The sequence below is a fragment of the Herbivorax alkaliphila genome (genome assembly GCF_030848475.1).
In the GTDB taxonomy this organism is placed as follows: Bacteria; Bacillota; Clostridia; order Acetivibrionales; family Acetivibrionaceae; genus Herbivorax.
This window is the reverse complement of record NZ_JAVDDS010000043.1, coordinates 15,154-31,537: the sequence shown is the minus strand read 5'-3', so window position 1 is coordinate 31,537 and position 16,384 is coordinate 15,154. Positions and strand designations below refer to the sequence as shown.

Below are 16,384 nucleotides of genomic sequence, written 5' to 3'. Positions count from 1 at the left end.
TTTTAAAATTTCCATTTATAGCAAAGGCAGCTGTAATACTGATATTGGCGTATGCAGGTGAAAATATAATAAGAAGTATAGAAGAGGGCGAGTATGCAACAGCACTTGAGATAGTAACCCACTTAACAGCACAAATTATACTTTCAAAATTTTCAGGTCCATATATTAATAAAACAATTAGTTCAGGTAAGGGAACGAGTGGGAATGTGAATGAAATAGGTTCGTACTTATCTAAAAAAGCACCAAAACAAGTTACTGCGGGAACAAAATTTTTAAAGGGGCAGTACGTTGATGACTTAGGTAGAGTACAACCGTGGAAAGCCTATTATGATAAATATGGGAGGTTGATAGCGAGAACTGATTATAATGCTGGTAATAAAGCGGCTGGAATACCAAACACACACTATCATATATATGAATGGGGACCAGGAAAAACCCCATTTGAGTCAGGAAGTCATATAGAAGGAGAGTTTTTACCATGGTGAAATCTAATAATTTAATTTCTAAGTTTTATCAAAAACAAAAACAGTATGGATATTTAAAATCAATTGAACTAAGTAGAGAAATTAATGATAATGGTAGTTCGGCGTATTCTTTAAAAATTATTCTTTGTGGGTATCCGTTTTACGAAGGAGAAGAACAATTACTTTTAATATTTTTTGGTGTAAGAGATTTTAAAGCTAGTGAATTAGATGGATTGTGTAAGACATTCATTAATATTACAGATAGGTCAAATCAACAATTAGAAGGAATTAAATATAGAGTAAAAGAAGATGAAAATGAAATGTTTTCTTTTACTTGTAAATCTTTTGAATTTAAAATTATATAATTACCTAAAAATAATTATAATAAGCTTCCAAGGGAAGCTTATGTAACGCTAAACAAATACCTTTACGCAAACTCAAACCCCATAACTTATTACGATCCAAGTGGTTATGTAGCAATTACACTGGCTGAGGTTAAAGCAGTAGCTATATCAGCAATAGTAAGAGGTGTGGTAGCAGGTTTAATAAGATTCGGTTTTAACTATGCAGATACAGGAGATTTTTGGGGCTCAATAGGTAAGGGAATAAAAACAGCAGGATTTGTAATGTGTATGTCTTTTGCCATTACACTTGTAGCTTTAAAATTTCCATACTTAGCAAAGGCAGTTGTAATAGTGATGCTGTCATATGCTGGTGAAAATGTACTAAAAAATATAGAAGAGGGTGATTACGCAACAGCACTTGAGTTAGTAACCCACTTAACAGCACAAATTTTACTTTCAAAAATTTTAGGTCCATATATTCATAAAGCAAGTACTTCAGGTGAGGGAACGGGTAAAGACCTAAGTTCAGTTGATGACATTATAAGTAATCCTAAAAATTTATATGGAAAGTCAAAATCTGATGTTTCAAAAATTCTTGGAGATGGTTGGACTGAGGGTGCTTATGGTTCAAGCAAAACTGGTTGGAAGTTTACTAAAGGCGATCAATCTATTTTCTATCACCCAGGTGGAGGTGTGCATGTTGGCTCATATTATGGTTATTCAAGTGGGGCTACAGGAAAAATAAAAATTGTAGGAAGTGATTACGTTCCAATATCTGGTGATAAGGCAAGGGTAATAAATGTAGAATAGAGGTGTGTGATAAAAATGGGTATATCAGTGGAAAAACTTATGGAATTTTATGTAGATACGTTACAAAAATGCGGAACAAATTTGCTGGAAATGAGCGATGAAGATATCGAGTATAATATTTTTGAGGAGTTTGATGTGGGTGCAATTTCATTTCTGCATGATGATACTTTATCAAAGCTTAAAAAAGCAAACTTAATAACGGAAGAAATATCTCATAAAAGTTCGGTGCTAAGGAGTAAATTTATGTTTCTTCAAAACACTGATTTATGGAATGTTAGTTCTGTTAGAAATAATAAAAGTTGGGATGAAATTTTAAAATTATCAGATGAGATTAAGTCATTGTTAAATCAGTAGTTTGAATTGTGCAATAAACACCAAAAGAGTGCTTACTAAGTTTCCTAAGGAAGTAATAAAAAGCATAAATGAAGGCGAGTATGCAAAAGCGCTTGAGATAGTAACCAATTAAACAGCACAAATTATACTTTCAAAATTTTTAGGTTCATATATTAATAAAGCAATTAGTTCAGGTAAGGGAGCGGGTGGAACTCAGAGTTCTAATGGAAATATTACAATTGATGAAATTAAATCAAATCCTAAGTTAATGTGGGGAAAAATGCAAATATATTTAAAAGTCAGGGTTATAAAGTTTCAATTTCACAATCTTTTAAGGGACCGGGTAGGTCAACAATTATAAGAATAGAAGGTTCTAACATTAATATGATACAGATACATCTAGGTGGAGGAAGGCATGTATTACCTTATATTAAAATTTCTTCAGATAAAGGAATAATAAAAGTAGTTGGTGGTAGTAGAGCTAGTTATAAAGGGAAATCTGCAGAGGAAAGAGCTAATTTTTATTGGGTGGAGGATTAATATGAAAAAAAGAGAAAATATAGACTTAATTGCTCCAATTGTTCCAAGAGTGGGAATAGGTAATTTAAAGATATTAACTCATATTAAAGATTATAAAGAATTAGTGAGTAGTTTTTCTTGGATAGATCCAAAAAGCTTAAAGGATTGTTCTGTAAGCTTATTTTCTCCTTTTCATATTGGATATGAGATGAAAGATGCTTTGATAATGATATTTGATGTAATAACTGGAAAACTCCAAAGAATATGTGCTATTAAAAAATATGAAGGTACTCTTTTAGGGAAAATAAAAGTAGGAATGTTATTAGAATAAGCCCAGAAATTAGAACCAAAGTTAAAATTTGATGATTTTGAAGAAGTTTACTACATTAATGGGGTTGAAGTGGTAACGATAGAAGCAGATTCTTATAATAAATATATAGAAGTTATAACTGTTTATTCAGTGATAATTTGAAAGAAATTAAAAACATGACAAATAGGTGTTCTGTTTATATAATTAGAGAGGATTATAATAGTGAACAAAGAAAATCAACAGTGGAATTTAATAGATAAAGCAAAAACAATACTAATGGATTGGTCAAAGAAAAATAATATAAACTTGTTTACAGTACATTTTGTACCAATGTTAGATTTTTCACTCGAAGTATATATATTCTATGAAAATAATTTAGACATAGAAAAAAACAAAAACAATGGAACCTCAGACAAAATTAAACAAGTTTTTTTGAGAGCACTTAATGATTTGAGAGCACTTAATGATTTGAACTATGTTAAAAATTTTAATGATAATATTACCTTTATATTTGATTCTAATGAGAATGTAAAAAATAATTACCAAGGAAGTTACTTTTTAAGATTAAGATAGTTATATACTTCAATGCTACAGCATGGAAGCATAGGTGCGGTTCTCGTGCTTTCTTGCTTATACTTATGACTTAAACGGAAATATAATATCAAACAGCGGTAAAGATAAGAGTTTCCAAAAAGGCAATATATCAAAACAAAATCTTCTGGACTGGGTTAATACAGTGTGGTTTTCTGGCTTGTTTGAATATTGTGATGAAAACTGTGATTGTATTGCAAGTGTAATGAATGAACTAGAAGAAATTGATGAAGATGGCAGGGAAATAACTTATGATAAAATAAAAAAATACATTTATGCTTTAGAAAATAATATTGAAATTTAAAAGAGATTTAATTGCTATTGAAAAAGCTGTAACTGTTAGGCAACTTTTTTGTAGCTGTGATAAAGTCCTCTAAGAATAAACTTTGAAACCAATTTAGCATCTTCTGCCTTAGTTTCTGGAGGTTTTTCTGAAAAATTGAAGTTTGACAATTAAGTGCTTGATGTGTCCTGACAGTATAATATTCACCGTTAGCACTAGGGATTAATTATTGTATTTGATAAAATAATATGGTATTATTAACTTAAAGAAATGTAGTATATATATTGAAATCGCTATTCTACGTAGTTCAAAAAAGATATTATCTTTTATCTATTTTGCAGTATTTCAACCTAACAATAGTTTGATTGTAAAAAAAGTTAATTTGTTTATTATTAATTTTAAATATTTATTTTGGGAGGAAATAAAAATGAGAAGGTTTATTATTGTATTTATTGCGTCAGCACTACTTGCGACATCTCTATTGTTGGTGCCGGGAGGACAACAGCCTGTGGATGCATCTGATGATGGCAATAGCTGGTTTACTACAGATGGCACTCATATTTTGGATGAAAACGGCAACAAGGTGTGGTTAACAGGTGCTAATTGGTTTGGCTTTAACTGCAAGGAGAGAATGCTTTTAGATTCTTATCACAGTGACATTATAGCAGTTATGGAGAAGGTTGCAGACAAGGGGATTAATGTTATAAGAATGCCTATTTCAACAGAGCTGATGTACTCATGGAGTCAAGGTGAATATCCACCATCGGTGGATACGAGTTATAACAATCCAATTTTGGAAGGGCTAAACAGCTTTGAACTATTTAATCTTATGCTTGAAAACATTGAAAGATTAGGAATGAAAGTTGTTTTAAATGTACATAGTGCTGAGACGGATAATCAAGGTCATATATATCCACTTTGGTTTAAAGGTGATATAACCGAAGAAGTATTTCAGGAAGCTTGGGTATGGATGGCTAATGAGTACAAGGATAATGATACTATTATAGGTTTTGATCTTAAAAATGAGCCTCATACAAATGCAGGAAATTTGAAAAGAATATCAGAAACTGCTATATGGGATGATTCTGACAGACCAACAAACTGGAAAAGAGCAGCCCAGGAAACAGCTTTAAAAGTATTAGAAGTACATCCAAATGCACTTATATTTATTGAAGGTGTAGAGATGTATCCTAAAGATCATATATGGGATGAGGATGAGTTTAATACATGTCCGTGGACTGGAAGCGATGATTATTATGGAAACTGGTGGGGTGGAAATTTAAGAGGTGTAGAAAAATACCCTATTGATCTTGGGGAACACCAAAATAAGTTGGTTTACTCACCACATGATTATGGTCCAATAGTATATGAACAGCCTTGGTTTAGAGGTGAGTTTGTTACTGCAGATGATGAAAGGGCAAAACAAATAGTGTACGAAGAGTGCTGGAGAGATAATTGGGGCTTTATTATGGAAGAAGGAATTGCTCCATTATTGCTTGGTGAATGGGGTGGAATGACAGAGGGTGATCATGAGCTTCTTGATTTAAATAAAAAATATTTAAGAGTTATAGTAGAATACATTCAGGAAAACAAATATTCACTTCATCATACGTTTTGGTGTATAAATATTGATTCAGCAGATACAGGTGGTTTGCTTTGTCGTGATCATGGAAGTGAGTTTCCAGGTGGAAGAGATCTTAAGTGGAACGATGATAAATATGACAATTATTTACTTCCTGTTTTGTGGCAAAATGATGAAGGTAAATTTATTGGTTTAGATCAGAATATACCTTTAGGCAGCAATGGAATTTCATTAGGAGAGCATTATGGCACTGGTTCAGGTAGTACACCAGAGCCTGAAGAACCAACGCCTACACCTACGCCTGAAGAACCTACACCAGAACCTGAAGAACCGATAAAATACGGTGACTTAAATGAAGATGGTAAAATTGATTCTACTGATGCAGCACTATTAAGTAGGATTTTACTTGAGATTCCAACACCTACTATAAATGAAGAAGCAGCTGATTTAAATAACGACGGTATTATAGATTCTAGTGACTATGTAATTTTGCAAAGGTATATTTTTGGTACAATATCTGAATTGCCATTAAATTAATATTAAAAAGTACACTTAAAGAACAAGAAATTATAAGCCCGATTTTTGATATGAAAATTTGTTGTTTAGTTATTAAAGCCATATTATATTAAGTATATAATATGGCTTTAAATAATTTAAAAATTTTAGAACAAAGAGAAAGATTTAACTTATGAAGACTGAAAGCCAGGAGGTTTTACTTTTGCCTTCTAAAGAGCTCAATGTTTAATTATTTTTAAAGATTACATATCCCATATATCCAAAGATTAGAGCAGGAATTAAATTGTGATAATGTAAGTTGCTATTGGGAGGAAGGGCAGCTTTTAACAAATAAAATGCTTCTACTCCTGCATACACAAATAGACCTCTATAGACAACCTTGTTATTTAAATTTGAAAAAGCAAGTAAAAGTCCTAAAAAAAAGCCATAGTGCATAAGTGTACCTAAAAGTGAACCAATACCAATAAAAATGTTTAGAACTTTAGCACCGACGCAGCCATATACAATAAACAAATCTAATGGCAGCAGAATTTTAAAAAAATTATGTTTTGAAAAGTAGCCGTTAAGTTGCAAGGCTATATTATTGTATGTACTCATTAATAATCACTCCAATATATTTTTGTTGCAAGTATTTCAGATATAAGTATAACATTAAAAAGTATGGATTTCTATATTTATATTTCTTTGTTTTTTTGAACATTACAAAAATTTAAAGTGCTTCACATAATAATAAAATTGTAGTAAAATTGTTTAGGAGATATATTAAAATTATATTAAAGATAAATGTGTAGTGTGAAATTTAGGGGAGAGTAGCATGGATGTAACATTAGATGGTGTAAAAATTCAATATGAACTTGTTCGAAGTAATAGAAAAACTGTTGCAATAAAGCTAAGTGAGGATGGGAATATAAAAGTCTCAGCTCCTTTTGGTGTTACACAAAATCAGATAGATGAGATTATTAAAGATAAACTTTCATGGATTTTAAAAAAGCAGCAAGAGCTAAAAAAGTTATACAGAGAAAAAAATGTTAAGAGAACTTTTGAAAATGGAGAAAGAATTTCTTATCTGGGGAAAGAATATTTTTTAGAGATTGTGGAAGTTATAGAAGATAGCAAGCCTAAAGTTGTTATTAATGATGGCAATATGGTTATATATATTAATGAAAGATGTATAGTTAAAGATAAAAGTAGGGAGATTAGAAACATAATAAAGATGTGGCTTGTTGAAAGGTTTAGGGATATTGCAATAGAAAGAATAGAAAAATATAAATCTATAATAAGGGTAAGTCCTAAAAAAATAACAATTCGTGAACAAAAAACTCGTTGGGGAAGTTGTAGCAGTAAGGGTAGTATTAATTTAAACTGGAAGCTTGTTATGGCTCCTATGGAAGTACTTGATTATGTTATTGTACATGAGCTGTGTCATATGAGAGAAATGAATCATTCAAAGAATTATTGGAAGATTGTATCATCTATAATGCCAGACTATACTGAACATCGAAAATGGCTTAAAGAAAATGGACACAAACTTGGAATATAAATTTAGGAGGAAGTTTTAAGTGAAGCTTTTTTTTATATCAGACATGCATGGTTCTATTTACTATACAAAGAAGGCAATAGAAATTTTTGAAAGTGAAAAGTTTGACTATATGATAATTTTAGGAGATCAATTATATCATGGAGCAAGGAATCCACTTCCTAAAGAGTACAATCCTAAGGAGGTTTCAGCGTTACTAAATCAATATGCACATAAAATTGTTGCAGTTAGAGGAAATTGTGACAGTGAGGTTGATGAGATGGTTTTAGACTATCCAATATCCCTTCATTCAACTATTTTATATAATAACAAAAGGCTGTTTATTACTCATGGTCATATATATAATGGGGAAAATCTTCCTAAACTAAAGAGGGGGGATGTTCTTATTTATGGACATACCCATATACCCAAAGCAGAAAAAACAGGCGATATATGTATTATTAACCCTGGTTCTATATCAATGCCAAAAGAAAATAATCCTAACACATATGGTGTTTTAGATAGTGATATATTTAAAATAAAAGATTTAGAGGGAAATACTTTTAAGGAAATTCAATTGACTTAAAGTGGGACATATTATTACTTGAAAAAGATGATGACTTGAGATAGTGAACTCGTTTAGCTAAAGCTAAACATGGAGGCTTCAGATGGAGTCTTAGAATAATATAAAGTCTATTGGCGTATTGTTTTAAGTAAATACAGTGAAGCAATAAGTTAGAAATTTTAATGGGGAGGGCTGTGTTTTTTTGCTTGAGTTTGATTACAAATTGTGGATTGCTTTAGCTATTGGAGTGTGGAATATTATTACTTTTGCTATGATGAAGATGGATAAGACTAGGGCTGAAAAGTCAAAGTGGCGTATAAGGGAAAAAACCATTTTTACGTCAGCTTTTTTGTTAGGTGCCTTTGGAGTTTTAGCTGGCATGAAAATGTTTAGGCATAAAACAAAACACTTAAGTTTTAAAATAGGTATTCCTGTAATTGTGGTTTTAAACCTAATATCAATATATTATCTTTATAAGATTTTATAGATTATTTTGTAAGATTTTTAAATTAAGATATATAATAATAACTTTATAAAAAATACACAGGAGGATTTTTAAATGTTTGATTTTGAAGAAATTTTGGAGAGGTTCAAGGAGTTTTTATTTGCTAATCTGCCCGGAGTAATAGGGGCAATACTTGTATTAATTATTGGTTTTAAAGTATCTAAATGGATTGTGAAGATTATTGATAAATCAATGAACAAGTATAACAAAGATGTGACACTAAATTCTTTTATAAAGGCAGTAGCTGGTTTTACATTAAAGTTTATTGTAATTATCACAGCTGCACTTGTTCTAGGAATACCTATAGATACATTTCTAGTTGTATTAGGTGCTGCTGGTTTGGCAATTGCTTTTGCATTAAAAGACAATCTTTCTAATTTAGCAGGTGGAGTAATTATTTTAATATTTCGTCCGTTTAACATTGGTGACTTTATAGAGGCTACAGGAAATATGGGTACAGTAAAGGAAATACAACTTCTATATACTAAAATTAATACTCCTGACAATAAAGCTATAGTAATTCCAAATGGGGCGTTAGTTAGTGGAAATGTGACTAATTTTAGTGCAGAGGAAACAAGACGTGTGGATTTGAAATTTGGTGTAGGATATGAAGCTGATATTAAAAAGGTAAAAGAAATTTTAAACAGCATTGCAAACAATCATCCGTTAGTTTTTGAAGATCCAGAACCCTTTATAAAATTATTTGAACACGGAGATAGTGCCATCATTTTTACTGTAAGAGTTTGGTGTCAGACAGCTGATTATTGGACCATTTATTATGATTTACAGGAAGAAGTTAAATTAAAGTTTGATGAGAATAATATAAACATACCTTTTCCACAAATGGATGTACATCTATTTAATAAAAATGGGGGTCAAAAATGATAAAAATAATTTCTTGGAATGTAAATGGACTTAGAGCCTGTCTGAAAAAAGGGTTTTTAGACTATTTTAAAGAAGTTGATGCAGATATTTTCTGTATACAAGAGAGTAAACTGCAAGAGGGAATTTTAGATTTAGAGCTTGAAGGATATAAGCAATACTGGAATTATGCAGATAAAAAAGGGTATTCAGGTACAGGGGTTTTTGTAAAAAAAGAACCCCTTAAGGCCTTAAACGGAATAGGCGTTGATGAACATGATCATGAAGGAAGAGTAATAACTTTAGAATATGAAGATTATTATGTTGTAACTGTATATACGCCTAATTCAGGAAGAGAGCTTGTAAGACTAGAGTACAGGATGAAGTGGGAAGAAGATTTTTTAAAGTATTTAAAAAAATTAGATGCTGATAAACCTGTAATTGTTTGTGGTGATTTGAATGTGGCACATAGGGAAATTGACCTTAAAAATCCATCTTCAAACAGGAAAAATGCTGGTTTTACAGATGAAGAAAGAGAGAAGCTTCAGACTCTTTTAGATTCTGGATTTATTGATACATACAGATATTTTTATCCTGATAAAGAGGGGGCATATACTTGGTGGTCTTATATGTTTAATTCTAGATCAAGAAATGCAGGGTGGAGAATTGACTATTTTTGTGTTTCTAAAAGACTTGAAGATAAATTGATTGAGGCACAAATACACAGTGAAATTTTAGGATCTGATCATTGTCCTGTTGGACTTTTAGTAATGGATAAGAAAACATCTCACTAAAGTCCTTTAAATCATCGGGACTTTGCATTGAGGATAGGGTGTTATTTTTAAGATATTTGTAGTTGACTTTTAAAAAAATCGGGGGGATTACACTATGGCAACAAGCCTTGGAATTATAATTGTATTGGGACTTTTGGTAGGTGCTCTTTTTACAAAAATGAGATTGCCTGGACTTTTAGGGATGCTGATTTTAGGGATTGCAATTGGGCCTTATGGACTTGATTGGATTTCTAAAGATATATTGGATGTATCTGGGGATTTGAGAAAAATAGCTCTTATTGTTATACTTATAAGGGCAGGACTTGGAATTAGCAGGGAACAGATTAAAAAAACAGGTACTTCTGCTATGAAAATGAGTTGTATTCCGGTGCTGTTGGAGGGTTTTACCATAACCTTTGTTTCTATCTTTCTTTTAAACTTTACATTTATTGAAGCTGGAATGCTTGGATTTATTGTTGCAGCTGTGTCGCCAGCGGTTATTGTTCCTTCAATGCTTAACTATATTGAAAAAGGGGTTGGATCTGAAAAAGGAGTTCCTACATTGATTTTAGCAAGTGCTTCAATTGATGATGTGTTTGCAATTACTATTTTTTCAACTTTTACAGGTTTATATGTTGCTGAGAGCATAAATATAGGCATGCAGATTCTTAGCATACCTTTTTCTGTTATTTCAGGAATAGGAATTGGAGCACTTATTGGATTTTTAATGATATGGATATTTAAAAAATATGAAATAAGAGATACTAAAAAGGTACTTTATGTATTAGGCGGAGCTATACTTTTGACTGCACTTGAAAATGTTTTAGAAAGATTGGCTCAAGATACTGGTTTATACTTTATACAAATTGCTGGTTTGTTAGGAGTAATGGCTATAGGATTTGTTATATTGGAAAAACAGCCCCAAATTGCAAAGAGAATGTCAACAAAATTCAATAAAATATGGGTTCTTGCAGAAATACTTCTATTTGTATTGGTGGGAGCTGAAATTAATATTTATGTTGCAGTTAATGCTGGACTTTTAGGAATGGTTATTATATGTACAGGTTTATTAGCTAGAAGTCTTGGAGTTGTGATATCACTGGCAGGTTCTAAATTTAATAGAAAAGAAATAATGTTTTGTATTATAGCATATTCACCAAAAGCTACAGTTCAGGCTGCAATTGGATCAATTCCTTTAGCAATGGGAGTGGCATCAGGGGATATAATACTTGCAATTGCAGTTCTTTCTATAATGGTAACAGCTCCCTTAGGGGCAATTGGAATAAAAGCAACTGCAAAAAGATTACTATAAAGCAGGAGGATGATAAAATGTTTTTTGATTTACTAAAAGAAAGACGTAGTATAAGAAAGTATGAAGAAAGGGATGTTGAAAAGGAAAAAGAGGATATAATACTTAAAAGTGCTCTTTTAGCACCTTCTTCTAGGTCAAGGCGTCCTTGGGAGTTTATAGCTGTAACAGACAGAGAGGTTTTAAAAAAGCTTTCAATGTGTAGAGAACACAGTTCTGCATTTTTAAAAGAGGCACCTTTGGGGATAGTAGTTATTGCAAATCCAGATGCATGTGATGTCTGGATAGAGGACTGTTCAATAGCTTCAATTGTAATACAATTATCTGCCCATTCATTGGGACTGGGATCTTGCTGGGTACAGGTAAGAGAAAGATTTTATAAAGATGATATAAAGGCAGGAGATTACATTAAGGACATTTTAAATGTACCTGATAAATATGTAGTTGAAAGTATTATAGCAATTGGATATCCAGATGAGAAAAAGAGTGCTCATGATGAAAAAGAGCTGGCATACGAAAAGATACATTTTAATGAATATGAATCCAACGAATAATAAGCTTTAGGGTGTATGCTGCATACATCCTAAATTTCACTCTTTCTTTTTTGCAGTTATATTTTGTGATATAATAAAGCTAAAGTAGACTTTTAAGTTCCTGTAACTAAGGGATACTTAAAATAAATTATTAATGTATAAAGGGGAGATGAAATGTGAAAAAATTTCTGGTATTTGCATTGGTAGCTTCAATGTTATCATCACTACTGGTGTTTCAAAGTGGAGTTAGTGCATCAGGAGATTTTAACTATGGGGAAGCTTTGCAAAAGTCTATTTTGTTCTATGAGTTTCAACGTTCTGGAGAGCTTCCAGAAGACAAAAGGAACAACTGGAGAGGAGATTCGGGTCTTAATGACGGAGCAGATGTTGGCCTAGATCTTACTGGAGGCTGGCATGATGCAGGAGATCATTTGAAATTTAATTTTCCTATGGCCTATACTGCAACAATGCTTTCTTGGAGTGTGTATGAATCTAGAGAGGCATATGAGGAAAGTGGACAACTTCCTTACATATTAGACAATATAAAGTGGGCAACAGATTATTTCATAAAGTGTCATCCTAGTCCAAATGAATACTATTATCAGGTTGGTGATCCTAAGCTGGATCATTCATGGTGGGGACCAGTTGAAGTAATGCAGATGGAAAGGCCATCATACAAATTAGATCTTGATAATCCAGGTTCTGCCGTTGTTGCGGAAACTGCTGCAGCTTTAGCATCTGCGTCAATTATTTTTAGAGATACTGATTCTAGTTACGCCGATACTTGTTTAAGTCATGCAGAAGATCTTTTTAATTTTGCCGATACTACAAGAAGCGATGAGGGGTATACTGCAGCTGATGGTTACTATTCATCTCACAGTGGATTTTATGATGAACTTACATGGGCTGCTATGTGGTTGTATCTTGCCACTGATGATTCCTACTATCTAGATAAGGCTGAATCCTATGAACCATACTGGGAAAGAGAGCTTGGTTCTGATACAATGAAATTTAGTTGGGCTCATTGCTGGGACGACAAGCTTTTTGGTGCCATGCTTCTTTTGGCTAGAGAAACAAATGATCCATTTTATATAGAAACTATCGAAAGACACTTAGACTGGTGGACTACAGGGCTTGGGTCTGAGCGTATAACATATACTCCTGAAGGTCTTGCTTGGCTTGATGGATGGGGCTCTTTAAGATATGCTACTACTACAGCCTTCTTAGCAAGCGTTTATTCAGATTGGTCTGGATGTGATCCATCTAAGGCAGAGATATATCATGATTTTGCAAAGTCTACTGTTGACTATGCATTAGGAAGTACGGGAAGAAGTTTTGTGGTAGGATTTGGTGAAAATTATCCTCAACGTCCTCACCATAGATCTGCTCATAGTTCATATATAGCAGATATGGATTATCCTGAATATCACAGGCATATCCTTTATGGTGCTCTTGTTGGAGGGCCAGGAAGTGATGATTCATATACTGACCGTATTGATGATTTTCAAAGTAATGAAGTTGCAAATGATTATAATGCAGGTTTTGTAGGTGTTCTTGCTAAAATGTATGAAGAATATGGTGGAGATCCTATTCCAGATTTTAAAGCTATTGAAGAAGTGGGGCAGGAATATGAAGTTGAAGCTGCTATTGTGGCTTCAGGTAGTGGTTTTATTAATTTAAGAGTTACATTAATGAACAAAACTGCTTGGCCTCCAAGAGCTAGTGATAAATTATCTGCAAGATATTTTGTAGATATTTCTGAGACAATTGATGCAGGGCTGACAGTGGATGATATTAATGTGTCTACTTCTACATCCGATGCACAGGTATCAGGATTGATACCATGGGACGAAGACAATAACATATACTATGTCAATATCGATTTGACAGGTACAAATTTATTCCCTGGAGGAATAAATGATTACAAAAGAGATGTATACTTTATTATAGAAGCACCTTATGGAGAAAGTAACTGGGATGACAGTAATGATTTTTCATTTACCGGTCTTGAAGGTTCTGGAATGGATGGTGTAAGCACAGAGTACATACCTATGTATGACGATGGTGTTAAAATATATGGTATGGAGCCAGGTGGCTCATCAACTCCAACTCCAACTCCAACTCCAACTCCAACTCCAACTCCAACCCCAACGCCGGAACCACCAGCTGATTTAGTAATGCTTGGAGATTTAAATGGTGATGGACTAATTGACTCTACTGATTCTACTTTATTAAGTAGATACATACTTGAGATTTTAAGTTTTTCAGACTCTGAGTTAGAAGATGAATTTATTGCTGCAGCTGATATTAATGGTGATGGAGTTGCGGATTCAAGTGACTATATGTTGTTAACAAGATATATTTTAGAAATCCCAGTGAATTATCCTGTAGGAGAAATGGTTGAAAGATAGATTATATTAATTTTTAAAATATAATTTTCATAAAAAAACTTTATCTTATATAAGATAAAGTTTTTTTATGGTGCTATGTACTTTAGTGTAAGCATTAAGGCTATCTTTATTAGCACTCTTTATAGATGAGTGCTAAAAAGTTCTTGAAAAATTTTGATTTAGAATGTAATATTATAATGGAGATTATTAATATAGGAGGGGTATTATGAGTAATGAAAAAGGAAATATATCCATTAATGCGGAAAATATTTTTCCAATAATAAAAAAATGGTTATATTCTGAGAAGGATATTTTTCTTCGTGAGCTTATTTCTAATTCAAGTGATGCAATAAGTAAACTTAAAAAATTATCAACTATTGGTGAAGCGGAAATTGATAGTGATAAAAAATTTGTTATAAAAGTGATTGTTGACAAGGAGAAGAAAACTCTTAAGATAGTTGATAATGGCATAGGGATGACTGGCGAGGAAGTAAAAAAATATATTAATCAAATGGCCTTTTCGGGAGCTAAGGATTTTGTTGAAAAATACAAGGACAAGACTGATGAGGCTCAGATTATTGGACACTTTGGATTAGGGTTTTATTCTGCATTTATGGTTTCTGAAAAAGTTCAAATAGACACATTGTCATATCAAAAAGATGCAGAACCTGTTAGGTGGATAAGTTCAGGTGGAACTGAATATAAGATGGAAAAGTCAGATAGAGACGAAATAGGTACAACAGTAACCTTATTTATTGCAGAAGACAGCACAGAGTTTCTTGAGGTTAATAAGGTGAGAGAAATTCTTCAAAAGTATTTTTCTTTTCTTCAATTTGAAATATATCTTGAAGATGCAAATGAGAAAAAAGAAGACAAAAAGCAAGAAGATAAAGCTGAAGAAGGCAAAACTGAAGAAGGCAAAAACGAAGAAGATAAAAAAGAAGAGGACAGTGAGCCAAAACCACTAAATGATACACAACCACTTTGGTTAAAAAATCCAAAAGATTGTACTGATGAGGAATATAAAGAATTTTATAAAAAAGTCTTTTTTGACTTTGAGGAGCCTCTTTTTTGGATACACCTAAATATGGACTATCCTTTTAATCTAAAGGGTATTTTGTATTTTCCAAGATTAAAGCATGAATTTGATACTATGGAAGGTCAGATTAAACTATTTTACAATCAGGTATTTGTTGCAGATAATATTAAGGAAGTAATTCCAGAATTTTTGATGCTTTTAAAAGGTGCATTGGACTGTCCTGATTTACCGCTTAATGTGTCAAGAAGCTTTCTTCAAAATGATGGATATGTTAATAAAATTTCAAGTCACATAACTAAAAAGGTTGCGGACAAGCTTACTTCAATGTTTAAGAAGGAAAGAGAAACATATAATAAATATTGGGACGATATAAATCCTTTTGTTAAATTTGGATGTATAAAGGAAAAGAAATTTTTTGACAGGGTTAAAGATATAATTATATATAAAACAATTAATGGTGAGTACATTACTTTAAAAGATTATCTTGAGCGTAATAAAGATAAAAATGAAAGCAAGGTATTTTATGTATCTGATGAAAAACAGCAGTCTCAATATATAAAAATGTTTAAAGAACATGATATGGACGCTGTAATAATGACATCAATGATAGATAATCACTTTATGCAGCATATTGAAATGAATGAAAAAGATATTAAGTTCCAGAGAATTGATTCTGATATCAGTGAAAGTATGAAGGGAGACGAAACTGATCAGGAAAAGATGAAGGAAATGGGAGAAACTCTTGAAAAGCTGTTTAAAGATAGTTTGGAAAATGATAAGTTAAAAATTAAAGTTGAATCTTTAAAGACATCCTCAGTTCCAGGGATGGTACTTTTATCAGAAGAATCAAGAAGAATGCAGGAAATGAGCAAAATGTTTGGTGGAATGAATTTAGGCGGCATGTATCCATCAGAGGAAACTTTAATATTAAACAGTAATAATGATTTAATTAAATCCATTTTGAGTATGAAGGAAAAAGAAGATAAAAAAGAGGATACAAAGCTTATTTGTCAACACATATATGATCTTGCTATGATGAGTCATAAGCAGCTTGAGCCTGAAGCTATGACAGGCTTTATTGAAAGAAGCAATGAGATTTTGTCAAGACTTACATCTGAACAGGAAGGGTAAAATTATTTTT

The 16,384-nt window shown here is 32.2% G+C and carries 19 protein-coding genes; 18 read left to right on the top strand and 1 reads right to left on the bottom strand.

The annotated features are described in order from the left end of the window. From RBH29_RS13715 to RBH29_RS13675, 9 genes are all read left to right on the top strand, one after another. A partial coding sequence (locus RBH29_RS13715) for a hypothetical protein (protein WP_306697491.1) occupies positions 1-485 on the top strand: 485 nt, incomplete at its 5' end. Then, on the top strand, positions 479-829 hold the full coding sequence (locus tag RBH29_RS13710; protein ID WP_306697490.1) for a hypothetical protein: 351 nt from the start codon (positions 479-481) through the stop codon (positions 827-829). The genes RBH29_RS13715 and RBH29_RS13710, both read left to right, overlap by 7 nt. 165 nt (positions 830-994) lie before the next feature. Next, positions 995-1,618 carry a hypothetical protein gene (locus tag RBH29_RS13705; RefSeq protein ID WP_306697489.1) on the top strand — a complete coding sequence of 208 codons (624 nt, stop codon included), beginning with the start codon at positions 995-997 and terminating at the stop codon, positions 1,616-1,618. 6 nt (positions 1,619-1,624) lie between these two features. After that, positions 1,625-1,972, top strand: a complete 348-nt coding sequence (locus RBH29_RS13700; RefSeq protein WP_306697488.1) for a hypothetical protein — start codon at positions 1,625-1,627, stop codon at positions 1,970-1,972. Positions 1,973-2,221: 249 nt separating this feature from the next. After that, positions 2,222-2,491, top strand: a complete 270-nt coding sequence (locus RBH29_RS13695) for a hypothetical protein (RefSeq protein ID WP_306697487.1) — start codon at positions 2,222-2,224, stop codon at positions 2,489-2,491. A 1-nt stretch (position 2,492) separates the two neighbouring features. Further along, positions 2,493-2,801, top strand: coding sequence for a hypothetical protein (locus RBH29_RS13690; protein ID WP_306697486.1), 309 nt, complete (start codon positions 2,493-2,495; stop codon positions 2,799-2,801). 201 nt (positions 2,802-3,002) lie between these two features. Next, on the top strand, positions 3,003-3,353 hold the full coding sequence (locus RBH29_RS13685) for a hypothetical protein (RefSeq protein WP_306697485.1): 351 nt from the start codon (positions 3,003-3,005) through the stop codon (positions 3,351-3,353). 34 nt (positions 3,354-3,387) lie between these two features. Further along, positions 3,388-3,675 (top strand): hypothetical protein, encoded by a 288-nt coding sequence (locus RBH29_RS13680; protein WP_306697484.1) that lies wholly within the window; start codon positions 3,388-3,390, stop codon positions 3,673-3,675. A gap of 406 nt (positions 3,676-4,081) precedes the next feature. Beyond that, on the top strand, positions 4,082-5,773 hold the full coding sequence (locus RBH29_RS13675; protein WP_306697483.1) for a cellulase family glycosylhydrolase: 1,692 nt from the start codon (positions 4,082-4,084) through the stop codon (positions 5,771-5,773). A 204-nt stretch (positions 5,774-5,977) separates the two neighbouring features. Here RBH29_RS13675 and RBH29_RS13670 read toward each other — a convergent pair whose 3' ends face one another. Further along, positions 5,978-6,349 (bottom strand): hypothetical protein, encoded by a 372-nt coding sequence (locus RBH29_RS13670; protein WP_306697482.1) that lies wholly within the window; start codon positions 6,347-6,349, stop codon positions 5,978-5,980. 217 nt (positions 6,350-6,566) lie between these two features. Here RBH29_RS13670 and RBH29_RS13665 point away from each other — a divergent pair, with 217 nt between their 5' ends. The 9 genes from RBH29_RS13665 to htpG all read left to right on the top strand — a co-directional run bounded on the left by RBH29_RS13665 (position 6,567) and on the right by htpG (position 16,374). Then, on the top strand, positions 6,567-7,292 hold the full coding sequence (locus RBH29_RS13665) for a M48 family metallopeptidase (protein ID WP_306697481.1): 726 nt from the start codon (positions 6,567-6,569) through the stop codon (positions 7,290-7,292). A gap of 19 nt (positions 7,293-7,311) precedes the next feature. Continuing rightward, a complete protein-coding gene (gene yfcE, locus RBH29_RS13660) occupies positions 7,312-7,854 on the top strand; it encodes a phosphodiesterase (protein WP_306697480.1) in 543 nt (180 codons plus the stop codon). A gap of 181 nt (positions 7,855-8,035) precedes the next feature. Beyond that, entirely contained in the window at positions 8,036-8,320 is a 285-nt protein-coding gene (locus RBH29_RS13655; protein ID WP_306697479.1) for a DUF1294 domain-containing protein, read from the top strand. A 72-nt stretch (positions 8,321-8,392) separates the two neighbouring features. Continuing rightward, on the top strand, positions 8,393-9,223 hold the full coding sequence (locus RBH29_RS13650) for a mechanosensitive ion channel family protein (RefSeq protein ID WP_306697478.1): 831 nt from the start codon (positions 8,393-8,395) through the stop codon (positions 9,221-9,223). Then, positions 9,220-9,993 (top strand): exodeoxyribonuclease III, encoded by a 774-nt coding sequence (locus RBH29_RS13645; RefSeq protein WP_373463335.1) that lies wholly within the window; start codon positions 9,220-9,222, stop codon positions 9,991-9,993. Before RBH29_RS13650 ends, RBH29_RS13645 begins: the two co-directional genes overlap by 4 nt. Positions 9,994-10,087: 94 nt before the next feature. Then, positions 10,088-11,284 (top strand): cation:proton antiporter, encoded by a 1,197-nt coding sequence (locus tag RBH29_RS13640; protein WP_306697477.1) that lies wholly within the window; start codon positions 10,088-10,090, stop codon positions 11,282-11,284. Positions 11,285-11,301: 17 nt separating this feature from the next. Then, the gene (locus RBH29_RS13635) at positions 11,302-11,835 is read left to right on the top strand and encodes a nitroreductase family protein (RefSeq protein WP_306697476.1); all 534 of its coding nucleotides are present in this window, start codon (positions 11,302-11,304) and stop codon (positions 11,833-11,835) included. 155 nt (positions 11,836-11,990) lie between these two features. Then, positions 11,991-14,225 carry a glycoside hydrolase family 9 protein gene (locus tag RBH29_RS13630; RefSeq protein ID WP_306697475.1) on the top strand — a complete coding sequence of 745 codons (2,235 nt, stop codon included), beginning with the start codon at positions 11,991-11,993 and terminating at the stop codon, positions 14,223-14,225. Between the two features lie 205 nt (positions 14,226-14,430). Next, the gene (htpG, locus tag RBH29_RS13625) at positions 14,431-16,374 is read left to right on the top strand and encodes a molecular chaperone HtpG (protein ID WP_306697474.1); all 1,944 of its coding nucleotides are present in this window, start codon (positions 14,431-14,433) and stop codon (positions 16,372-16,374) included. Positions 16,375-16,384: the final 10 nt, after the last annotated feature.